The following is a 21,378-nucleotide window of genomic DNA, read 5'->3' on the forward strand; positions in this document are numbered from 1 at the left end:
GCCTCCACTCGCGCGTTGCCGGTCGAGGATGACGACGCCTCGCCCGGGTCTCGCCCTCGCCACGCCGCTCCTGCTCGCCGCCTGCATCGAGCGCCCTCCGCCCGAACCAGTCGAAGTGCCGAGCGTCACCATCCCGCTGGCGGGCAGCCAGGGCCACGAGCCTATCTGGATGAGCGCCAACGCCCGCTTCGTCGTCCTCGAGGATCGCTCCGAGGCCCGGGCCGGCGAGCTCGCGGTCACCTTCGTCCCGCGTCACGTCCTCCACGACACCGTCCTCGGCACGCGCGAGCCGATCGACGAGCTCCTCGAGTACGACCGTCGCAATCGCCGCGCGATCGTCCAGATCGGTCAACGCTGGTGGCTCCTCGACAGCGAGTCCGACCGCCGCGTCGAGCTCGCCAGAGACGTCCATGACGACGATCCGCTGCCCGCATTCCGCTTCGATCGCCGCGGTCGCACGCTCGCGTACACCCGCGCCCGCCCGGACCGCGTCACCGTCCACGACCTCGCCAGCGGCGACGAGCACGACGTCTACGTCCCGTCGAACCTGCTCGGCAGCGTCGATGCCCTCGCCGAGCCCGGCTGGGTCCACTTCCAGGGCATCGTCGCCGACGAGCCATCCCCACCTCGAGGCCCGCACCGCTGCCCGCTCGAGAGCGACGCCCGCTGCCGCGACGACGTCGCCTGCCTCTCGGACACCGACCTCGGTCCGGTCAACGCACTCCTCCACCGCGACGGCGCCCAGATCTTCATGGTGGAGGGGCTGGACGACGCACAGCCGATGCTGCAGGTGCGCGACGCCTGGGCCTGGGAGGCAGTGCGGCCGCACGACGTCGCCGCGCAGCACTGGATGTCCGCCGACGGCTGCGAGCACGCGCTGCCCCGCGGCTGCGCCCTCCAACCCCGCAGCATCGACTGGATCGGTCCGGCCCTCCTGAACTGCGGCGAGCGCGGCTCGTTCCTGTGGGCCTCGACCGGCCTCGCGCCCCTCCTCTACTTCCACGGCTGGCTCGCCGAGGGCGCCGCCGATCGCCGGGGCGGTCTGTGGCGCGCGGCCGGGGTCGCCAGCCCGGAGGGCGTGCGGATCGCTCGCGTCTCGCTCGACGACGGCCACATGGCGTTCGGCCCCGTCCTGCCGGTCGACGGCCGCGAGAGCCAGACTCCGCGCGGCTGGTACCTCCGCGACGCCGGCCCCGAAGCGCCGCGCGTCCTCGCCTACGACCTCACCACCGGGCGCGCCTGGCAGATCGATGGCGCCAAGCTCGGCCACGCCGGCGAGCTCGTGGTCGGCGACACCTGGCGCGCCCTCGATCTCGACGCCGGCCGGCACATCGTCCTCGACGAGCGACCCGCCGCAGTCGCCGCCAACGGCTGCGCCCTCATGCCGCCCGCGAAGCGCCGCGAGTGGTCGCTCCGCTGCCCCGAGGACCGCCGCCTCGACTCCGATGAGTGATCACGGACATGTTTTTCAAGACATGCCCGATTGGGCATGTCCGATCCGACATGCCTCATCGACCATCCTCGCTCCCCACGAGCGCGCGCACGAACCTCGCCGCGGCCGCCAGCGTCTCTTCCGGCCGCTCGCGGTACGGGCTGTGCCCGCAGCCCGGCAGCAGCAGCGTCTCGACCGGCCCCGCGGCGCCGCGGGCGATCGCCTCGAGCTGCGCCGTCGTCCCGTAGATGTCGTCCTCGCCCTGGATCAGCAGGATCGGCGCGGTCACCCGCGGCAGGTATGCCTCGATGTTCCAGCGCATGAACGCCGGGTCGAGCCACGCCTCGCACCAGCCGCGGAACGCCGCGTCGACGTTGTCGCCGTGGTGTCGCTGCAGGCGGGCGCGCAGCTCGCCGGCCTCGTACTCGCGCTTCGCTGCGGCGATGCTGCCCACCGACACCGCCTCGCAGAACACGTGCGGCGCCAGCAGCGCCAGCCCGGCCACGCGCCCGCGCGGATCGGTCGCCGCGTGGACCAGGGCGATCGATCCGCCGTCGCTGTGGCCGACCAGGATCGCCGACTCCACCCCCAACGCGTCGAGCACCGCCCCGACCACCGCCTCGCCCTCGCGCTGCATGTAGTCGAGCGGCCGCGGCAGCGCGATCGTCTGCGAGCGGCCGTAGCCGGCGCGGCTGTACACCAGCGCCCCGCACCCGGTCGCCGCAGCCAGCCTGTCGGGGAAGTCGCGCCACAGGCTCACGCAGCCGAGCCCCTCGTGAAGCAGCACCAGCGTCGGCGCCGCCTGCGGCCCCGGCCCGACCCACCGGTACTCGAGCCGCTGACCCGCCGCCGTCACATAACCTGTCTCTTGCGACATGTCTTCTAAAAAATGTCCTTCAGAGCAGCTGGCCGTGGTGCGGCTGAGCCGGGTCGGGCAGCTCGGGCTCGCCCAGGCGCTGGCGCAGGTCGATCTCGATGGTGCGGCACAGCGCCGACAGCGGCAAATCGTTGGGGTCGCTGCCGAACGGCTCCTGGATCTCCTCGCCGAGCGCGTCGAGCCCGTAGAACGCGTACGACATCATCAGCATCACCACCGGCGTCAGCAGGCCCAGCGGCAGCAGCACCCCGAACGGCAGCGCGTAGCAGTAGGCGCCGACGATGTGGCGCAGCAGCACCTGGTAGGCGAACGGGATCGGCGTGTTGGCGATGCGCTCGCAGCCGCCCTGGATGTCGGTCAGCGAGGTCAGCGACTGATGCAGCAGGCTCAGGTGCATCGGATGGACGAGCCCTTCGCGGTAGGCCTCGTCGAGCAGCTCGGCCATCCGCTGGACCAGCGCGTTGGGCCGGTTGCGCTCGCGCATCAATTGGTCGAGCTCGCTGGCGGTCACGAACGGGCCGAGGTCGGCGACCATCGCCTCCTCGCCGCGCAGGCGGATCCGCAGCGCGTGCGGGAACGCCATCACCAGGTAGATCAGGCGCCGGCGCCGCTCCGCCACCGCCGGTTCGCCGGGTCCTGCGCCGACCAGCGTCTGGATCTGCCGCGCCAGGGTGCGGCTGGTGTTGACCAGCTGGCCCCACAGCCGCCGGCCCTCCCAGTAGCGGTCGTAGGCGGTGTTGATGCGGAAGCCGAGGAAGATGCTGAGGACGAAGCCGATCAGGGTAAACGGCAGCGGCGTCACGTCCCGGCCGTCGAGCCAGCCGTACTGCATGTGGCCCAGCGTCATCACCAGGGCGAACACGACGTTGACCGTCAGTCGCCGCCAGATCCGCGACAGCGTCGTCCCACGCGCCGCGAACATGAAGTACAGCCAGGAGTCCCTGGTCGTGACGATCATCCGCGGCGAAGGTAGCCGTTCGGAGGTCGAGCGGTCCACGTCGCGTGACGCGCGGCCCCGCCCTCGCTACCCTTCCGCCGCATGCCGGCCCACGATCGCCCCGTCGCCCGCGCCGACCTCGCGGCAGCCCTCGACATCCTCGGCAAGCGGCACCTCGTGCTCGCGATCCACGACGTCTCGTTCCCCGGACGCGACGACGAGGACCTCGGCCGCGGCTCGCCGTACAGCGGCGGCGGCCGGGCCTTCCTCGGCTTCGTGCGTCAGCTCGGGTTCACCGGCGTGCAGCTCGGTCCGCAGGGACAGACCTCGCGCTACAACCCCTCGCCGTACGACGGCGCCCTGTTCGCCCGCGACATCCTCTCGATCGCCCTGCGCCCGCTCGCCGACGATCCCTACTACGGCAACGTCCTCCCGCGCGCCGACCTCGACGACCTCCTGCGCGGCAGGCCGGCGCGCCAGCGCCAGGGCGTGACCGAGCGGGCCGACTACGCCGCGGTGTGGCCCCGCCAGCTCGCCGCCCTCGCCAGCGCCTGGCACGGCTTCGCCCGCCGCCGCGCCGCCGCCGACCCGTCGGTCGCCGACCTCGCCGAGGCCTTCGACGGGTTCGCCCGCGAGCACGCCGGCTGGCTGGCCCCGGCCGGCCTGTACGAGATCCTGTCGACCGCCTACCGGACCGGAGGGACATGGTCCGGAGCACATGGCCTGAGGGTCAGCTTCGACGGATCGCACTGGAGGACATGGCCGAGAGACCAGGAACTTTGGGTCAGCAAGACCCAGGCCGCGGCGGCGCGGCGGGCCGGGCTCCAGCGGACCTACGCGCGCGAGCTCGAGTTCCTGGCGTTCTGCCAGCTGCTCGCGGCCCGCCAGCACGCCGCCCTGCGCGCCGAGCTGGCCGCGCGGCCGGGCCTGCCGGCCCTGCGGCTGTTCGGCGATCTCCAGGTGGGGATCTCCGTCGGCGACACCTGGGCGCTGCACGACCTGTTCCTGTCCGGCTACGCGATGGGCGCGCCGCCGAGCCGCACCAACCCCGACGGCCAGCCGTGGGGCTACCCAGTGCTCGACCCGCGGCTTTACGGCGGCGGGGGCGGCGAGCTCGGCCCGGCCCTGCGCCTGGTGGCTGCGCGCACCGACGCGATGCTGCGCGACTACGACGGCCTGCGCGTCGACCACCCGCACGGCCTGGTGTGCCCGTGGGTCTACCGGACCGACGAGGCCGACGCCTACCGCGCCGTCCAGGGCGGCGCGCGCCTGTTCGAGTCGCCATGTCTCTCGGACCATCCGCGCCTGGCGGCCTACGCGATCGCGCGCCCGGACCAGCTCGACCTGGCCCTGCCGCGCCACGCCGACCGGTGGGTCCACACGCTCGACGACGCGCAGGTGGCCCGCTACGCCGCCCAGCTCGACGTCGTCCTCGCGGCCGCGCGCGCGCACGGCCGCGCGCTCGAGGACGTGTTGTGCGAAGTCCTCAGCACCCAACCCTACCCGCTGCAGCGGGTGTTGGAGGGCCACGGCTTGGGGCGCTTCCGGGTCACTCAGAAGGCCGATCTGACCAACCCGAACGACGTTTACCGCAGCGAGAACGCCCGCGCCGAGGACTGGGTGATGCTCGGCAACCACGACACCCCGCCGATCTGGCGGCTCGCGGCCTCGTGGCACGGCACCCCGCTCGCCGCCGCGCAGACGGCGTATTTGTGCGGACGTCTGGGGTCGCGCAGCGACGCTGATCCGCTGCGCGCGCGCATGCTCGCGGACCCCGCCGCGCTGGTGCACGCCAAGTTCGCCGACCTGCTGGTGTGCCCGGCGCGCCAGGTGGCCGTCTTCATGAGCGACCTGTTCGGCGCCCACGACATCTACAACGCCCCCGGCGTGGTCGATCCGTCCAACTGGACGCTCCGCCTGCGGCCCGGCTGCGAGGCCGCTTACTGGCCGGCGGCGGCCCGCGGCGCGGCGCTCGACCTCGGGTGGGCCCTGGCGATCGCGCTGCGGTCGCGCGGCCCCGCTTGCGCGTCCGAGCACGCCGATCTGATCACCAGGCTCGAGCGCGGCCTCGGGCGGCCGTGCTAGCCTGCAAGCGGCTCCCCCGCCATGAAGCTCCCCGTGCAGGTGCAAGCGCCGCCTGAGCAGCCGCGCACCGAAGTCGGTCTGCCACGCGCGGCCGGCGACCGTCTTCGCGAAACGATGGCGGTGGCGATCCAATTCGCGAACACGGCGATCCTGCCGGACCTCGCGCTGTCGCCGACGATGAGCACCCCGCCCGAAGAGGGCGTCATGGAGCGAACCGGCCCGCAGCCGCCGCCGGCGACCGCACTGGCCGGCCAGGTCGGCCCGTACCGGATCTTGCGCCCGCTCGGCGCCGGCGGCATGGGCGCCGTGTACGAGGCGACCGACACGCGCACGGGCCAGCGCGTCGCCGTGAAGTCGCTGCTCCGCATGGGCCCCTCGGAGCTGCACCGCTTCAAGTATGAGTTTCGCAGCATGGCCGAGGTCGGCCACCCGAACCTCGTCACGCTGTACGAGCTGCACTCGCAGGGCGACCTGTGGCTCATCACGATGGAGTACGTCGGCGGCGTCGACCTGTGCACGGCGCTCCGCGCCCTCGTGCGCGCGCCCGACAGCGACCGTCGCCTGCGCGCGCTGATCCGCCAGCTCGTGCTCGGCGTCACCGCGCTGCACGAGCAGGGCCTGCTCCACCGCGACCTCAAGCCGTCGAACGTGCTCGTCACCTCGGGCGGCCGCGTCGTCATCCTCGACTTCGGCCTGGTCGCCGCGATCACCCGCAGCAACAACAACGAGACGCCCGCCGGCACTCCTCTTTACATGTCGCCGGAGCAGTGCGCCGGCCAGCTCGCGACCCCGGCCAGCGACTGGTACGCCCTCGGCGTGATGCTCTACGAGGCGCTCACCGGCAAGCTGCCGTTCACCGGCGGCTACGCCCAGATCTTCCTCGCCAAGCAGTGCGAGGAGCCGGCCCCGCCGCGCGGCCCCGGCTTGCCGGACGACCTCGCGTCGCTGATCGGCGAGCTGCTCCGCCGCGACCCCGAGAAGCGGGCCTCCGGGGCCAAGCTGCTGGCGTGGTGCGGCGGCGCGGCGCTGTCGCCCGCGCCGGCGATGGCCAGCAGCTCGGTGTTGTTCGGTCGCAAGGCCGAGCTCGACGCGCTCGACGAGGGCCTCGCCGCCGCCGCCCGCGGCCGCACCGCCTGCGTCTACCTGCGCGGCCAGCCCGGCGTCGGCAAGACGGGCCTCGTCCACGGCTTCCTCGGCGCCCTCCAGCCGCGCGGCGACGTCGTCGCCCTCACCGCGCGCTGCTACCAGCACGAGACCGTCCCGTTCAAGGCGTTCGACAGTTTGGTCGACGCCCTCGCCGACCACCTCGGCGCGCTCGAGCCGTTCGAGCTCACGCCGCTGCTCGGCACTCACACCGGCGAGCTCGCGCGCGTGTTCCCGGTGCTGCAGCGGGTCTCGGCGGTGCGCGAGCTGGCCCAGAGCGCCCGCGCCGGCGTGTCCGACCAGGAGTCGCGGCGCAAGGCCTTCGCCGCGCTCAAGCGCCTGCTCGCCGCTCTGGCCGCGCGCCGCCGCCTGGTCCTGTTCCTCGACGACTTCCACTGGAGCGACGCCGACAGCGTGCGCCTGCTGTCCGAGCTGCTGGCCCCGCCCGACGCGCCGGCGCTGCTGCTGGTCGTCGCCTATCACACCGAGTGGCCCGGCTCGCCGCTGGTCCGCCACGAGTTCGAGCGCCTGCAGCTGCGCGTGCTGCCCGAGCTCCACGTCGCCCGCCTCGACGTCGGCCGCCTCGACGAGCGCGACGCCCACGCGGCCGCCCGCGCCCTCCTGGTCGCCGCCGGCCTGCCGCCCGAGCCGTGGGCCGCCGCGATCGCCGACGAGGCCCGCGGCGACTCGTACGTGCTCGAGGCGCTGGTCCACGAGCTCACCCACGCCGACCTCGCCAAGCTCACCCCCGAGTCCCTGTCCTTCGAGACATGTCTCCAAGCACGGGTCGACAACCTCGCGTCGGGCGACCGCGCCGCGCTCGATCTGGTGGCCGCCGCCGGCGCCCCGCTGCCGACCGGCCTGCTCGCGCGGGCCCTCGGCGACCCGTCCGACATCCACGCCCGCCTGGCCCGCCTGCACGCCGCGCGGCTGGTCCAGCTCGGCCGCCGCAACCACGCGCCCAGCGTCGAGCCGCTGCACGACCGCGGCCGCGCCCTGGTCGTCCGCGCCCTGTCGCCCGAGCGCGCGCGCCAGCTCCACCGCCTGCTCGCCGACACCGCGCTGCAGCTCGGCCGGCCCGACGCCGAGTTCATGGCCCGCCACTTGTTCGCCGCCGGCGAGCGCGAGCGGGCCGCGACCTACGCCGAGCGGGCCGGCAAGGCCGCCGCCGACGCCCTCGCCTTCGCCCGCGCCGCCGAGCTGCACGAGCTCGCGCTGCGCTGCACCCCCGAGGCCTGGCTGCGCATGGTCGCCTGCGCCCGCGCCAAGGTCGACGCCGGCCTCGGCCTCGAGGCCGCGCCGATCTTCCTCCGCGCCGCCGAGAAGGCCCCGATCACCCAGCGCGCCGAGCTGCGCGTCCGCGCCTGCGAGCAGTACTTCGCCGTCGGCGAGACGGCGAAGGGCGAGGGTGTCCTCAAGGACCTGCTCCAAGGGACAGGCTTTGCCGACCCCGGCAGCGGCCAGGCGCTGGCGGCCGCGTTCCAGAACGAGGTCGGCGCGCTGCTCCGCGGGGCCGAGCCCGACACGTCCACGGCCGCGGGCTCCGAGAGCGCCGCGCTGTCGGACGCGCTGTGGGCCGCCGCCAAGGGCCTGTTCATCCACAGCCCGGTGCGCTCGGCCTACTTCGCCGCCCGCAGCGCCGCGATCGCCCGCGCCATCGCCGACGAGGCCCGCCACGTCCGCGGCATGGTCATCGTCCGCGCGGTGTGGTCGGTCGCCGGCGAGTCCGCCGTGCTGACCCGCCTGCGCGCCATCATCGACGACTACCTCGGCCGCCGCGACGACCCCTACATCGTCGGCCTCTCCGTCCTCTTCGACGGCATCTCCGCGGTCAGCCGCGGCCGCTGGGCCGACGCCATGCGCGACCTCGAGTTCGGCATCACCCACCTGCGCCAGCGCTGCAGCAACATCGCGTGGGAGTGCAACTTCGGCGCCGTCATGCTCATGAGCCTGCTCGAGTCGCGCGGCGAGCTGCGGGCGATCGCCCTGCGCAGCGCCGTCATGAGCGAGCAGGCCCAGCAGACCGGCGACTCGATGGTCGAGTTCGTCGCCGCCTACTACAGCGCCCTCGTCCTCCTCGCCGCCGACGCCCCGTCCGACGCCCGCGACGTGATCGCCCGCGCCGTCCGCCTCGGCAACGTCGCCGCCGGCTCGGCCGCCGGCCTGCGCGCCTCGATGATCGAGGCCCTCTGCGCCCAGTACGCCGGCGAGATCGCCGTCGCCTGGGCCGAGGTCGAGCGCGTCTCCGCCACCCTCGGCGCCGGCGGGGCCGCGTTCACCAAGAACCAGCGCGCCAACTTCATCAGTCTCCACGGACAGGTCGCATTGGCCATGGCCGAAAGGTCAGGCGTCGAGGCCGCCCGCGAGCCCTTCCTCGAGGCCGCCGCCGCCGACGCCGACGCCCTGCGCCAGATCGGCAACGCCGGCGCGCTCGCGTCCGCCGCCCTCCTCGACGCCGCCGGCCTGGCCCTGCGCGACGCCGCCGCCGACGTCGTCGTCCCCGCCCTCAGCGAGGCCGCCGACGCCTTCGACGCCGCCGACATGCCCCTCGCGGCCGCGGCAGCCCGCCTCCGCCTCGGCACCTGGCTCGGCGGCTCCGAGGGCGAGCAGATGATCGCCCGCAGCGAGGCCTTCATGCGCCTGCAGGCGATCGCCTGCCCCGCCCGGTGGGTCATCACCAACACCCCCGGCCTGTCCCCGCCGCTCTGACCGCGCCTCCTGTCCCCGAAGTCATGGCCCGAACGCCATGTCCCCCGGGACAGCAACGTCTAGCCGCGCCGAACGCCTCGAGGGACATGTCCATCCCGACATGTCCCCCGGGCCACCCCGTTCACAGCAGGAACGGGATCACCGCCTTGCGCCCCGCCGGGTAGTCGGGGAACTTCTGCTTGTACCACTTGTGGTGCGACACCGCCCGCGGCACCAGGTTGGCCGCGGTGAACACCGCGAACGACAGCCCGGCGACCGACCAGGTGGCGATCGCCCAACCTGTCCATTCGAGCAGCTCGCCGAAGTAGTTGGGGCACGAGATCAGCTCGTAGAGCCCGCCGCGGGGGATCTTGTAGCCGGTCTCGCCGGGCTTGCGCAGGGCCGCCAGGACCGCGTCGGCGCGGCGGTTGATGCGGTAGCCGAGCACGAACAGCCCGACGCCGATCCACAGCCGCGGATCGAGCAGCCACGACAGCTCGTAGCGGCCGAACTCGCTGACCCAGCGGGCGTTCACGTAGGCGTTGACGAGGTTGAACATGAAGCCCATCGCCACCACGCTGACCGGCGTGTGGCCGCCCGGGCGGATCTTCAGCGGGAAGATGAACGCCCGCTGCACGTAGTGCGACTGCCACAGCACCAGCAGCAGCAGCGGCACCAGGCTCCACGCGTGCGCCCCGGCGAAGAACACCGCCAAGAACCACAGCACCGACGGCGACTCCATCACCATCCACGCCAGCCGCGTGTCCATCTGCGGCCCCCAGCCGCCGCGCGCGTGGCGACCGTACGGCGCCGAGATGAACAGCAGGGCCGGCACCGTCAGCGCGGCGACGAGGAACACTCCCTGGACCAGCAGCGTGTGAAACTCGAGCTCGGACATCCCCGCGAGTAGACCACACCGAGCCGCGCCGGCGCCGCCCTCGCCGCGTGCGCTATGGGACGTGCCTCAGCCCCCGCCCGAGCGTTCACCCGCCAGCTCCGGGCGATCTCCCTGCCCGCGCCCGTCGAGCTCGCCATGTGATCTGGCCTTCAGACCATGTCCCGAAGGCCAGCTTTTTTCTCTGCCCTCACGCCAGCGCCTGGCGCAGCGCCGCCGTCATGTCACGCAACGCCGGCCGCGCGTTCGACAGCCCGCCGGACGCGCTGATGTGCCCGTGGAACATCCCGCCATGGCACGCGTACGTCACCGGCACCCCGGCGGCCTCGAGCTTGCGCGCGTACGCCTCGCCCTCGTCGCGCAGCGGGTCGAACCCGGCAGTGAACACCGCGGCCGGCGGCGCCCCGGCGACGTCCGCGAACCACGGCGACGCCCGCAGGTCACGCCCGTCCTCGGGGCTGCGCAGGTAGTGGCTCATGAACCACTCGATCGTCGCCATCTCGAGAAAGAACCCCTTGCCGAGGCTGCGGATCGACGGGAACGACATCGTCAGATCGACCGCCGGATAGATGAGCAGCTGGAACGCCGGCCGCACCGCGTCGCCGCGGGTCTCGAGCGACACCACCGCCGACAGGTTGCCGCCCGCGCTGTCGCCCGCCACCGCGATCCGGCGAGGATCGATCCCGAGAGCGCCGGCGCTGGCAGCCACGTGCCGGAACGCCGCCAGCGCGTCGTCGGCCGCCGCCGGGAACCGGTGCTCGGGCGCCAGGCGGTAGTCGACCGCAATCACCACGCAACGGCCCTCGTGGGCCAAGATCCGGCACACCGGATCGTGCGAGTCGAGGCCACCGACCACGAACCCGCCGCCGTGGAAATACACCGTCGCCGGCGCCGGCGCCGGCAGCCCGCGGGGCCGGTAGATCCGCACCGGGACCGGCCCACCTGGCCCCGGGAACATGTCGTCGCGGACAGACTCGAGCGCCGGGGCCGACGGCGCCAGCAGCCAGGTGTTGATGTCCATCTCGCGCCGCGCCCGCTCGACAGTCACGTCCTGGAAGCGAGGCCGACGCATCCGTCGCTGCATCGCCAGCATGTGCTGCACCTGCGGATCGAGCGTATAGCCGTCGCGCTCGACCGGCCCGCCGCCGGCGAGCCTCCGCTGCAGCGGGTCGGGCAACGACAGCAACAGCCGCGCGGCGAAGGCCTGGAACCGGTGGGACACGGACGGCGCCTGCATCGCCGCGACCATACCCCAAAGCCGCCCCGGCGGACAGCGCTACCCCAGCCGCTGGCCCACGCGCACCGCCGCGCCCGCGAAATCACATGTCCCTTCCAACATGTCCTTCGGAGCAGCGATCACCACCGTCGAGCCGAACCGGAACCACCCCAGCTCCTCGCCCTTGCGCAGCCGCCGATTCCACGCGAACCCGCCCGGGCGAGCCCACGCCGCCCGCTCCAGCCCCGCCAGCTCGATCCCCCCGATCAGGCTCGCGCCGACCAGCACCAGCCAGAACACCGCCCCCGAGTCGGCCACGCAGCGCAGCGCCGCCCGCTCGTTGCGCTCGTAGATCCGCGGGATCACCCGCAGCGCGTCGGCGTTCTGCGGGAAGAAGCGCCCGCCGATCCAGCGCACCTCCGCCACCTCCGCGTCGCATGGCATGTGCAGCCGGTGGTAGCCGTCGGGCGTCAGGAAGATCGTCACGTAGCGCCCGCCGGCCAGCGCCGCCACCTCCTCCGGCCGCGCTGCCAGCACCCGCCCCAGGCGCAGCGGCGAGCCCTTGACCTGCAGGATCGTCCCCTGCTCGATCGGACCTGTCCCGACGACCAGCCCGTCGGCCGGGCTGACGAACCCCTCGCCGAGCAGCCTCGCCCCGGGCCGCAAGCGCCGGAGGAAGAACGCCTCGAGCGTCGGCCACGGCTCGTCGACGCACTCCGACACGTCGATCGCGCCGCCGCGGATCCACGCCTCGATCGCCGCTCGCACCGCCCAGCGCGGCCGTCTCGCGCGCATCAGCGTCCGCGTCGCTGCTCCCAGCAGCCGGTGCGGCAACAGCCCGTAGGCCCGCAGGAACGCACGCGTGCGGTGCGGCTTCATCACTGCAGCACCAGGTTGATCCGCTTCAGCAACCACGGAGAGACCACCGCGCCCGCTGCCCCGCGCCGGCGCCAGATCCACTCGTGGATCAGCCGCGGCGGGCCACCGGCCGCGTACACCGCCTCACGGTCGCCCACCAGCGCCAGCGGCACCACCACCAGATCGGCCGCCAGCGGCATCCCCGGCGCATAGCGCCCGTGGACGAACTCGACCCGCCCATCCGCCCCGCGTTCACGCAGGAGCTCGCGCGCGCGTCCGAGGTGCTGCGGATCGGCGTCGACGATCGTCACCTGCACTTCGGGCCAGATCTGGGCCAGCGCCAGCGCCGAGCGCGGGAACAGCCCGCCGCCGATCACCACCACGCGCCGGATCTCCCGCCCCGCCAGCGCCGGCCGCAGGCGTCCCAGCGCGGCAGCGTGGCGCTCGACCAACCATGCCTGCAGCCTGGGCCAGCACAGCGCCGCTCGCTCGAGCCCGACCAGCGCGTCCGCGATCGCCAGCCCGCGCAGCACCGGCGCGCGCCCGCTGCTCACCGCCTCCGTCACCCACAGCGCCGGCAGCGTCGTCCAGTGCGCCCCCGGGCGCGCGTGGTGCTCTGCGTGGTAGCCGTCGTTGAACCACAGCAGGTTGTACAGCCGCCCGTAGTGGCTGATCCCCGTCGCCTGCCCGTGCAGGTGCTCGCCGCGGCCCTGCAACTGACACAGCCCGAGCCCGAGCAGCCACCCCGGCAGCACTGCCCCGAAGAACATGTCCGGAAGCACAGCCGCCAGCATCAGCGCCAGGTGGGCCACCACCCCGACCTCGACGCAGCCCGCCGGCCCGAGCCGCAGCCGCGAGCGCGCCCCGCGGTGGTGGTCGAGGTGACGCGCCCGCCAGATCGCCTGCGGCACCAGCGTCAGCGCGCTGAGATACAGCGACAGCAGCTGCGACAATGCCCGCGAACTGAACACCGGCGTGTGCAGATGGACGTGCGCCACGGTGTTCGACGTCCACCACACGATCAGCGCGAAAGCACATGCCCCAAAGAACATGCCCCATGGACCCTGTCTCACGAGACATGGCCCGCCCACCGCCACCAGCGCGCCGAGCAGCAGCGCCGCCAGCACCGGGCCGGCGTCGCGGCGCGAGTGACGAAACAGCCTCATGCGCGACCGCGGCGGCGCAGCGCCAGCAGACCGACGATCGTCAGCAGCCCCGCCAGCGGCCGCGGCTCATCGCCGGAGCTGCACACGCAGCCCTTGTCCCCGCCGAGCGACCCGGTCTCGGCCTGGCCCGACGCCCCGCTCGCCGTCCCCGCCTCGTTCGTCGCAGTCTCCGCCGCGGTGCTGTCGTTCGGCTCCGCGCCCGACGTCGGCGAGCCCGTCGCAGTCGACGTCCCCACGGAGCTCTCGGACGCGAACTCGCCCGAGCTCTCGCCCGTCCCTTCGCCCGTCCCCTCTCCCGTAGTGGTGGCCTCCGGCGGATGCTCGGCCATCCACTGCTTCAGCGCGTTGCACGGCGAGAACCCCGGCACCACGCCCATGCTGATCGGGTACGCGTCGGGCATCGCCTGCGGCTCGTCCGTGCGCACCGTCCCGTTGGCCGGCAGCGAGTTGTCGCCCCACCCGCGGCAGCGGTCCTCGCCGCCGGCCACCGTCGCCAGCTCGGCCCATTCCATCTTGCACGTCGCCAGCTCGGCGTCCGCGCATTGATAATACATGTACCCGTACGCCGGCACCGAGTAGCCGGGATAACCGGCGAAGTCGGGCGTGCCCTTGGCGACGATGAACAGCCCGTCGATGCGCACCTGGTTCGGATGGTCCGCGTCCGGTTCGGGCGTGACCTCCTCGACCAGGGCCCAGACGCCCGCGGGGTAGCTGGCCGACGCGACGGCCGGGACGAGGGAGCCGAGCGCGACGGCAACGACAAGAAAGACGCGGCGGGGATCGTTCATGCGAGGAGACTCCGAAGCGGCGATGAGTGACGCGAGCACCCCGCCGATTACACGGTCGAGCTCGCTGCTCGGACCCGGGATTGTGCTCTGCGATCGTTGCGGCCCCTCGTCCCCAGGGTCGGCCTACGACGGCCCGGTGCTCCCCGACTCGCTCGCCAGCAGCTCCTCGAGCACCTGCATCGCCCCGCCGATGCGTAACAGCGTGTCACGCACTTCCATCTGCTTGCTCTCCAGCTCGCGCAGCAGCTTCTGCCCGCCTTCGAATTCGCGCCGGAGGTCGGCGAGCCGCGCCTCGATCGTGCTCCGCTCCATCTCCACCTCGTATATCACAGCCCCTCATCCCCGCGCCGGCGCCCTTCAGTCGTGCGCGCGGCCGATGCTATGGTCGCGCCGTCATGTTCCGTAACGCAGCCTTACAGACCGTGCCAGCGCTCGCGCTCGTCCTCTCCACCGCCTGCAGCGACACCGGACGCGAAGTCTCGGCGACCGCCTCGCAGCCGACCGGCGTCACGACCGCGCCGGCGACCGACCCGACCGGCGCCACCACCGACGGCCCGCCCACCGGCACGAGCACCGACACCGGCGAGCCGACCTCGACCACCTCGACGACCACCTCGACCTCGAGCCCCGCGAGCGACACCAACCAGGCCAAGTTCGACCTCGGCGCGTCCGACCTCGGCGGCGGCACCACCGGCACGGCCGAGAAGGGCTGCACGAAGATCGACTTCCTGTTCGTGATCGACAACTCGACCAGCATGGAGGACAACCAGAAAGCGCTGATCAAGAGCTTCCCGGGCTTCATCGAGGCGATCAAGACCACCCTGGGCGACGCCGACGACTACCACATCATGGTCGTCGACACCGACGCCAACGGCCGCTGCGCCCAGCCGTGCGACGAGGCCGATCCCGACTACGTCAAGTTCTGCTACGAGGCCAACTACTACGCCTGCACCGCCGAGCTCGAAGCCTGCGACACGATCCGCGGCGCCGGCGTGATCCACCCGGTCGGCACCTTCGCCAGCAACACCAAGTGTCCGGTGGCCGGCGGCCACCGCTACATGCTGCCCGACCAGCCCGATCTCGCCGGGACCTTCGCCTGCGTCGCCAAGGTCGGCACCGCGGGCAACGCCGCGGAGCGGCCGATGAACGCCATCGAGGAGGCCGTCAGCGAGGCGCTCAACGTCCCCATGGGCTGCAACGGCGGCTTCCTCCGCGACGACGCGATCCTCGTCATCACCTTCATCAGCGACGACCCCAACGACCCGGACCAGGGCACACCCGCCGACTGGAAGGCCTCGGTGGTCGCCGCCAAGAACGGCGACGACAACGCCGTCGTCGTCCTCGGCCTGATCCCTCACCCCGAACTCGGCTGCACCACCGGCAACGACCCCAACGCGATCCAGGGCGCTCACTGGGAGGAGTTCATCCAGAGTTGGGGCGCTCACGGGATCTCCGGCTCGGTCTGCGAGGCCGACTACGCCCCGTTCTTCCTCCAGGCCATCAACGCCATCGACCAGACCTGCGAGGACTTCAACCCGCCCGGCTGACCCTCAGGCCATGTCCATTGAGGCATGTCCCCGAAGACATGCCCCGAAGATCATGCCTCACCCCGCGCGACGCGTCCGCCTGCGCCCGCGCCGCTCGGGCCGGCGCGGCGCCAGCAGCCAGCGGTCCTCCGCCACCTCGTCAAACCCCATCGCCGCCACGATCGCCGGCACCTCGTCGGCCGCGCAGCCGATCCACGCCGCCAGCTCCTCGGGCAAAGCGGCCGGCCCCGCGCGCGTCGCCGCGACCACTCTATTGAACACGCGCTCGGCGATGTCGGCGCGGATCGCCCGCGGCCCGAACGGCGGGAAGCCGATCGCGTGGAACGCCGCCGGGTCGGCGTCATCCGTCAGCGCGATCGATCGCGCCTCGCCGGGCGGCGTCACCCGCGAGCCCGAGCGCGCCGCCCACAGGGCCGCGCGCCGCTCCACCGACCAGGTCGTCAGCAGCTCCGGTGAGAACACCACCAGCTCGCCGATCTTCAGCCCCAGCCGCCCGAGCAGCCGGCGGTCGTCGCCGGTCAGGTGGCGCACCTGCGGCTCGGCGCGGGCCCGCAGCACCGACCCCAGCCCCTGCTCGAGCTGGTAGAGCAGCCCGCGCGCCGCCGGGCTCGGCGGCGGCCCCTCGGGCAGCGCCCGCAGCGGCGCCAGCAGCTCGGCCACCAGGTCGCGGGTCCACGCGACCATGCGCCGGCGGACCTGCGCGATCGAGCCTGCCCCCATGGACATGTCCGCGAGGACCTGTACTTCGGGCCGCAGCAGATCGGGCCCGCGGGTCATCTGCGCGGCCGGCCGGCCGGCCAGCGAGACCCGCCCGCGCGCGTCGACGGCGAACGCCCCGTGCGGCGCCGCCACGATCGCCTCGGCCGCGCTCGGCGGCGCCGGCTCGTCGGCGTCGGGCAGCTGCAGCGCCCGCAGGCGGCCGAACGGGCTGTCCTTCGGGACAGGTTTTTTGCGCGCCCGCGCGGTCGCCCGCGGGTCGACGAACGCCTGCGTCAGCCGGTCGTGCAGCGCGTCGGACAGCCGATCCTCGATCGCCCGCGTCCACTCCTGCCAGCGCGCCGGCGCCTCGATCCACCCCGGTCGGTGGCTGATGTACGTCCACGTCCGGACCGCCGCGATCCGGCTCATCAGCGCCTCGATGTCGCCCTCGGTGTCGTCGAGCCGACGCACGCGCCGCTCGATCCACCCCGGGTCGAGGCGGCCGTTCTTGGCCAGTTGCAGGTACACTGCCGCGAGCAGCCGCGCGTGCGAGCCCTCGAGCAGCTTGCGAAAGTCGGGGATCCTGCACACCTCCCACAGCAGCTCGACGGCGCCGGACTGCTGCGCGAGGGCCCGCACCTCGGACATCCCCGCCAGCTCGACGAGCACCTCCTCGTCGTCGCTGCGCTCGAGCAGCTGCAGCCCCGGCCGCGGCGGCCGCTGCCGCAGCGAGCGCGCCAGCGCCTCGATGCTCGTGAAGTCGAGGTCCGGACTTCGCCACACCAGCCGCTCCACCGGCGGGAATTGATGGCGCTCGATCGAGATCACCAGCCCCTGCGGCAGCGGCCCCAGCGTCGCCAGCGGCCCGAACGTCCCGTCCTTGGTGTAGCGCCCCGCTCGCCCGGCGATCTGCGCCAGCTCGGCCGCCTCGAGCGGCCGGTTCGCGCGCCCGTCGAACTTGCCCAGCGCCGCGAACGCGACGTGGTCGACGTCCATGTTGAGCCCCATCCCGATCGCGTCGGTGGCGACGATGTAGTCGACCTCGCCCGCCTGGTACATCGCCACCTGGGCGTTGCGCGTCCGCGGCGACAACGCCCCCAGCACCACCGCCGCCCCGCCGCGACGCCGCCGCAGCTGCTCCGCCAGCGCGTACACCTGGTCGGCCGAGAAGGCCACCACCGCCGAGCGCGGCGGCAGCTGCGTCAGCTCGAGCGGCGCCACCCCGCGCAGCCGCGAGAACCGCGGGTGCCGCTCGATCCGCGCCGTCGGCACCAGCGCCTCGACCGCCGCCGTCATCGTGTCTGACCCGAGGAACATGGTCTCGGAGACACCTCGCGCCCGCATCAACCTGTCCGTGAAGACATGTCCGCGCTCGCGGTGGCCCGCCAGCTGGATCTCGTCGACCGCCAGGAACTCGACGTCCTTGCCCTCCGGCATCGACTCGACCGTGCACACCCAGTAGCGCGGCCGCGCCGGCACCCGCTTCTCCTCGCCGGTCACCAGGGCCACCGCCGCCTCGCCGACCTCCGCCGTCAGACGATCGTAGACCTCGCGCGCCAGCAGCCGCAGCGGCAGGCCGATCACGCCGGTGCGGTGGGACAGCAGCTGCGTGACCGCGCGGTGCGTCTTGCCGGTGTTGGTCGGCCCGAGCAGCGCCGTGATCGTCGACATGGCGAGGTCTCTCCGGGGCGACGGCCCCGCGTAATGAAGTCAGCGGCCCGAGCTGCGGAAGGCGCGGAGCTGGACCCCGAGGCCGAGGTGGATCTGCGTCCCCGGCAAGCGGAACGTCAGCCGGGGCCGCACGATGCCGACCCCGCTGCCGAACGCCGGCAACGACTCGACCACCAGCGCGACGTCCCTGAACCTGCGCTGCGTCGGCCGCAGCTCGAGCAGCCAGGTCGGCCGCGAATCGCTGTACAGCCCCTTGTAAGGATGGGTCGGATCGACCACCGCCTGCCAGCGCAGGTGCTTCTCGTGCTTGAGCGTGAACCGCCCCGCGAGGTTCCACTCGCGCGGCGGCGTGGTCGCCGGCAGCGACGGCCACGGCGGCGCCTGCATCAGCCACAGCGCGAGCATCGCGGACGACATCACTCTCGGACGATACGCCGCGCCCGCCGCCGCGGCAACTCGCGCACGCCCACCACCCGGTCGCCCGGCGAGCGCCCCGGCGAGCCCCGCGGACGCCGTTCACGGCGGGATCGCCGCACCCAGCCCGGCAGCCCCTCGCCCGGCCCCGGAGGTCGGGCGACCCGCGCAGCGGCGCCGCGCATTCACATGGCCGTGAGGACATGCTCCAAAGCACATGTCCGTTCGCTCATGTCCTCACGAGCATGCCCCGGAGGACATCTCGCCCGGCGCCTCAGAACCGCCCGGACACGAACCCCATCGGCCGCATCACCTTCCCGCCGCCGGCCATCGCCGAGGAGAAGAACGACAGGATCGTCGTCTGCACCCCGACCCGCACCTCGGTGCCCGGCACGCGGTACTGCAGCTTCGGCTGCACCAGCCCGATCGCGGGGTCCGACCCCGGGGCCGACAGGACCGCCAGCGAGAAGCTCGACAGGCGCCGGTTCGTCGGCGTCAGCTCGAGCGCCCACACCGGCCGCAGCTCGTACTCCCAGCCCCGAAACGGCCGGTTCAGGTCGATCCGCGGCACCCAGGTCAGGAACTTCTCCTGCTTCAGCACGAACACGCCCGCGAGGTTCCACTCGCGCGGCGGGGCGGTCAGCGGCGGCGCCCCGATCGGCGGCGTGACGATCGGCGGCGCCTGCACGAGCCACATCACCAGCGACGCGAACGTGATCACCCTCGCACGATACGCCGCACCCTGCGCCCCGGCAACTCGCGCCGATCGCTCGCGCGAAGGCCCGCGCCGCAGGCCGCCCAATCATCGTTCACGGCGGGATCTCCGCGCTCGTGCTATCGTCCGCACGTGACCGCCAATCCGCTCCTGCGCGTGCAGTTCCGCGTCCCCTTCGACCAGATCCGGCCCGAGCACGTCGAACCGGCTATCGCCGAGCTCCTCGCCGACGCCCGCACCGACATTCAGGCGATCGTCGACGCCCCCGGGCCGCGCACCTTCGACAACACTCTCGGCGCGCTCGAGGCCGCGACCGAACGGCTCGAGTTCGCCATGACCGTCGTCGGCCACCTCGAGAGCGTCGCCACCACGCCGGAGCTGCGCGCCGCCCACAACGCGGTCCAGGGCCCGATCGCCGAGTTCTTCGCCCAGATCCCGCTCGACGCCGGGCTGTGGCGCGCGCTGCAGGAGTTCAGCCGCACGCCCGAGGCCGCCGCGCTGACCGGCGCGCGCAAGCGCCTGCTCGAGCGCACCCTCGACGACTTCCGCCGCCAGGGCGCCGAACTCGACCCCGCCGGCAAGGCCCGCCTCGCCGAGCTCAGCGCCGAGCTGGCCCAGATCACCACCCAGTTCTCCGAGCACGTCCTCGACGGCACCAACGCCTACGAGCTGTGGCTCACCGATCCGGCCGACCTGGCCGGCCTGCCGCAGTCGGCGATCGACGCCGCCCGGGCCAGCGCCGAGGCCAAGGGCCGCCCGAGCGCGTGGCGCTTCACCCTGCAGCAGCCGAGCTTCGTCCCGTTCGTCACCTACGCCGACAGCCCGAAGCTGCGCGAGGAGATCTGGCGCGCCGCCAACATCTGCGCCGCGGACGGCCCGCACGACAACCGCGAGCTGCTGCGCCGGATCTTGCTGCTGCGCCGCGAGCAGGCCGAGCTGCTCGGCTTCCGCGACTTCGCCGACTTCGTCCTCAAGCCACGCATGGCCAAGGACGGCGCCAGCGCCCGCGCCTTCGTCGACCGCCTGTCCGCCCGCACCGAGGCCGCCTTCGCCGCCGAGGCGCGCGACCTCCACGTGTTCCGCCAGCGGCTCGAAGGCCCGGACGCCCCCGAACCTGCCCCTTGGGACCTGGCCTATTATGCAGAGAAGCAGCGGCGCGCCCTGTACGACTTCGACGACGAGGCGCTGCGCCCGTACTTCCCGGTCGAATCGGTGTTGAGCGGCCTGTTCGAGCTGGTCCACGACCTCTACGGCGTGCGCGTCGAGCCGGTCGCGGACGTCGAGACCTGGCACCCCGACGTGCGCACCTACGCGGTGCGCGACGGCGACGCGCTGCTCGGGGTGTTCTACGCCGACCTGTTCCCGCGCGAGCAGAAGCGGTCCGGCGCGTGGATGAACGCGCTGGTGACCGGCCGCCCCGACGGCCGCGGCAGCCTCGGCCCGCACCTCGGGCTCATCTGCGGCAACCTGACCCCGCCGATCGGCGACCGCCCCGCGCTGCTCACCCACGACGAGGTCGAGACGATCTTCCACGAGTTCGGCCACCTGCTGCACCACCTGCTGACGCGGGTCGAGCTGCGCAGCCTCGCCGGCACCAACGTCGCCTGGGACTTCGTCGAGCTGCCGTCGCAGATCATGGAGAACTGGTGCTGGGAGCGGGCCGCGCTCGACCGCTTCGCCCGCCACGTCGACACCGGCGCGCCCGTCCCCGACGACCTCGTGCAGCGCATGCTCAGCGCCCGCAACTTCCGCGCCGCCTCGGCGATGATGCGCCAGCTCAGCTTCGCCACCGTCGACCTCGAGCTGCACCGCGGCGCGCTGCCGGCCACGCCGGCCGAGATCCTCGCGCGCGCCCGCGAGGTCATGGCGCGCTTCACCCCTGTCCCGCTGCCGGCCGACTACGCGATGGTGTGCCGCTTCGGCCACCTGTTCTCGAGCCCGGTCGCCTACGCCGCCGGCTACTACTCGTACAAGTGGGCCGAGGTGCTCGACGCCGACGCCTTCACCCGCTTCCAGGGCGAGGGCCTGTTCAGCCGTGACGTCGGCCTCGCCTTCCGCCGGGCGATCCTCGAGCGCGGCGACAGCGACGACCCCGCCGCCCTGTTCCGCGCCTTCATGGGCCGCGACCCCGACCCCGAGGCCCTGCTGCGCCGCGCCGGCCTGGCCGCCGCCGCCTGACTTCCGGACCTGACCGCCGGGACATGCTCGATCGCGCATGTCCCCCGGGACACCCGATCTCACCCCACC

16 protein-coding genes are annotated in these 21,378 nt (G+C 73.1%); 5 read left to right on the forward strand and 11 right to left on the reverse strand.

Annotated features, from left to right (window positions below; translation table 11 throughout):
- The first annotated feature begins 28 nt into the window (after window positions 1-28).
- Window positions 29-1,453, forward strand: coding sequence for a hypothetical protein (locus tag OV090_RS39085; RefSeq protein ID WP_267709932.1), 1,425 nt, complete (start codon window positions 29-31; stop codon window positions 1,451-1,453).
- 55 nt (window positions 1,454-1,508) lie between these two features.
- On the opposite strand, the gene OV090_RS39090 is transcribed toward OV090_RS39085, so the two are convergent.
- Window positions 1,509-2,309: an alpha/beta hydrolase gene (locus tag OV090_RS39090; RefSeq protein ID WP_267709933.1), complete on the reverse strand. Its 801-nt coding sequence runs from the start codon at window positions 2,307-2,309 to the stop codon at window positions 1,509-1,511.
- Window positions 2,310-2,328: 19 nt separating this feature from the next.
- Window positions 2,329-3,267, reverse strand: a complete 939-nt coding sequence (locus tag OV090_RS39095) for a bestrophin family ion channel (RefSeq protein ID WP_267709934.1) — start codon at window positions 3,265-3,267, stop codon at window positions 2,329-2,331.
- Between the two features lie 81 nt (window positions 3,268-3,348).
- Between OV090_RS39095 and OV090_RS39100 the strand changes: the two genes are divergently transcribed.
- The gene (locus OV090_RS39100; RefSeq protein ID WP_267709935.1) at window positions 3,349-5,331 is read left to right on the forward strand and encodes a 4-alpha-glucanotransferase; all 1,983 of its coding nucleotides are present in this window, start codon (window positions 3,349-3,351) and stop codon (window positions 5,329-5,331) included.
- Window positions 5,332-5,451: 120 nt separating this feature from the next.
- On the forward strand, window positions 5,452-9,183 hold the full coding sequence (locus tag OV090_RS39105; RefSeq protein WP_267709936.1) for a serine/threonine-protein kinase: 3,732 nt from the start codon (window positions 5,452-5,454) through the stop codon (window positions 9,181-9,183).
- Between the two features lie 121 nt (window positions 9,184-9,304).
- Here OV090_RS39105 and OV090_RS39110 read toward each other — a convergent pair whose 3' ends face one another.
- From OV090_RS39110 to OV090_RS39135, 6 genes are all read right to left on the reverse strand, one after another.
- Window positions 9,305-10,060, reverse strand: coding sequence for a DUF1295 domain-containing protein (locus OV090_RS39110; protein WP_267709937.1), 756 nt, complete (start codon window positions 10,058-10,060; stop codon window positions 9,305-9,307).
- 187 nt (window positions 10,061-10,247) lie between these two features.
- Complete coding sequence (locus tag OV090_RS39115) at window positions 10,248-11,294, reverse strand: alpha/beta hydrolase (RefSeq protein WP_267709938.1); 1,047 nt, start codon at window positions 11,292-11,294, stop codon at window positions 10,248-10,250.
- A 39-nt stretch (window positions 11,295-11,333) separates the two neighbouring features.
- Complete coding sequence (gene asd / locus OV090_RS39120; protein WP_267709939.1) at window positions 11,334-12,152, reverse strand: archaetidylserine decarboxylase; 819 nt, start codon at window positions 12,150-12,152, stop codon at window positions 11,334-11,336.
- Window positions 12,152-13,297, reverse strand: coding sequence for a fatty acid desaturase (locus OV090_RS39125; protein ID WP_267709940.1), 1,146 nt, complete (start codon window positions 13,295-13,297; stop codon window positions 12,152-12,154). Before OV090_RS39125 ends, asd begins: the two co-directional genes overlap by 1 nt.
- Complete coding sequence (locus OV090_RS39130) at window positions 13,294-14,085, reverse strand: hypothetical protein (protein WP_267709941.1); 792 nt, start codon at window positions 14,083-14,085, stop codon at window positions 13,294-13,296. Before OV090_RS39130 ends, OV090_RS39125 begins: the two co-directional genes overlap by 4 nt.
- A 123-nt stretch (window positions 14,086-14,208) precedes the next feature.
- Entirely contained in the window at window positions 14,209-14,397 is a 189-nt protein-coding gene (locus OV090_RS39135; protein ID WP_267709942.1) for a hypothetical protein, read from the reverse strand.
- A gap of 83 nt (window positions 14,398-14,480) precedes the next feature.
- Here OV090_RS39135 and OV090_RS39140 point away from each other — a divergent pair, with 83 nt between their 5' ends.
- Entirely contained in the window at window positions 14,481-15,632 is a 1,152-nt protein-coding gene (locus tag OV090_RS39140) for a hypothetical protein (protein WP_267709943.1), read from the forward strand.
- A gap of 57 nt (window positions 15,633-15,689) precedes the next feature.
- Here the strand turns inward: OV090_RS39140 and OV090_RS39145 are convergent, their stop codons facing one another.
- The 3 genes from OV090_RS39145 to OV090_RS39155 all read right to left on the reverse strand — a co-directional run bounded on the left by OV090_RS39145 (window position 15,690) and on the right by OV090_RS39155 (window position 19,137).
- On the reverse strand, window positions 15,690-18,002 hold the full coding sequence (locus OV090_RS39145) for a helicase-related protein (protein ID WP_267709944.1): 2,313 nt from the start codon (window positions 18,000-18,002) through the stop codon (window positions 15,690-15,692).
- Window positions 18,003-18,041: 39 nt separating this feature from the next.
- Window positions 18,042-18,419 (reverse strand): hypothetical protein, encoded by a 378-nt coding sequence (locus tag OV090_RS39150; RefSeq protein WP_267709945.1) that lies wholly within the window; start codon window positions 18,417-18,419, stop codon window positions 18,042-18,044.
- Between the two features lie 271 nt (window positions 18,420-18,690).
- Window positions 18,691-19,137 carry a hypothetical protein gene (locus OV090_RS39155; protein WP_267709946.1) on the reverse strand — a complete coding sequence of 149 codons (447 nt, stop codon included), beginning with the start codon at window positions 19,135-19,137 and terminating at the stop codon, window positions 18,691-18,693.
- A 126-nt stretch (window positions 19,138-19,263) separates the two neighbouring features.
- Between OV090_RS39155 and OV090_RS39160 the strand changes: the two genes are divergently transcribed.
- On the forward strand, window positions 19,264-21,309 hold the full coding sequence (locus OV090_RS39160; RefSeq protein WP_267709947.1) for a M3 family metallopeptidase: 2,046 nt from the start codon (window positions 19,264-19,266) through the stop codon (window positions 21,307-21,309).
- Window positions 21,310-21,378: the final 69 nt, after the last annotated feature.

This window comes from Nannocystis sp. RBIL2 (genome assembly GCF_026626745.1).
Taxonomy (GTDB): Bacteria; Myxococcota_A; Polyangia; order Nannocystales; family Nannocystaceae; genus Nannocystis.

What these genes read in the sequence shown, in the direction of transcription:
- OV090_RS39085 (WP_267709932.1), top strand. Translation starts at nt 29, where the DNA reads ATGACGACGCCTCGCCCGGGTCTCGCCCTCGCCACGCCGCTCCTGCTC.
- OV090_RS39090 (WP_267709933.1), bottom strand. Translation starts at nt 2,309, where the DNA reads ATGTCGCAAGAGACAGGTTATGTGACGGCGGCGGGTCAGCGGCTCGAG.
- OV090_RS39095 (WP_267709934.1), bottom strand. Translation starts at nt 3,267, where the DNA reads ATGATCGTCACGACCAGGGACTCCTGGCTGTACTTCATGTTCGCGGCG.
- OV090_RS39100 (WP_267709935.1), top strand. Translation starts at nt 3,349, where the DNA reads ATGCCGGCCCACGATCGCCCCGTCGCCCGCGCCGACCTCGCGGCAGCC.
- OV090_RS39110 (WP_267709937.1), bottom strand. Translation starts at nt 10,060, where the DNA reads ATGTCCGAGCTCGAGTTTCACACGCTGCTGGTCCAGGGAGTGTTCCTC.
- OV090_RS39115 (WP_267709938.1), bottom strand. Translation starts at nt 11,294, where the DNA reads ATGCAGGCGCCGTCCGTGTCCCACCGGTTCCAGGCCTTCGCCGCGCGG.
- asd (WP_267709939.1), bottom strand. Translation starts at nt 12,152, where the DNA reads ATGAAGCCGCACCGCACGCGTGCGTTCCTGCGGGCCTACGGGCTGTTG.
- OV090_RS39125 (WP_267709940.1), bottom strand. Translation starts at nt 13,297, where the DNA reads ATGAGGCTGTTTCGTCACTCGCGCCGCGACGCCGGCCCGGTGCTGGCG.
- OV090_RS39130 (WP_267709941.1), bottom strand. Translation starts at nt 14,085, where the DNA reads ATGAACGATCCCCGCCGCGTCTTTCTTGTCGTTGCCGTCGCGCTCGGC.
- OV090_RS39135 (WP_267709942.1), bottom strand. Translation starts at nt 14,397, where the DNA reads ATGGAGCGGAGCACGATCGAGGCGCGGCTCGCCGACCTCCGGCGCGAA.
- OV090_RS39140 (WP_267709943.1), top strand. Translation starts at nt 14,481, where the DNA reads ATGTTCCGTAACGCAGCCTTACAGACCGTGCCAGCGCTCGCGCTCGTC.
- OV090_RS39145 (WP_267709944.1), bottom strand. Translation starts at nt 18,002, where the DNA reads ATGTCGACGATCACGGCGCTGCTCGGGCCGACCAACACCGGCAAGACG.
- OV090_RS39150 (WP_267709945.1), bottom strand. Translation starts at nt 18,419, where the DNA reads ATGTCGTCCGCGATGCTCGCGCTGTGGCTGATGCAGGCGCCGCCGTGG.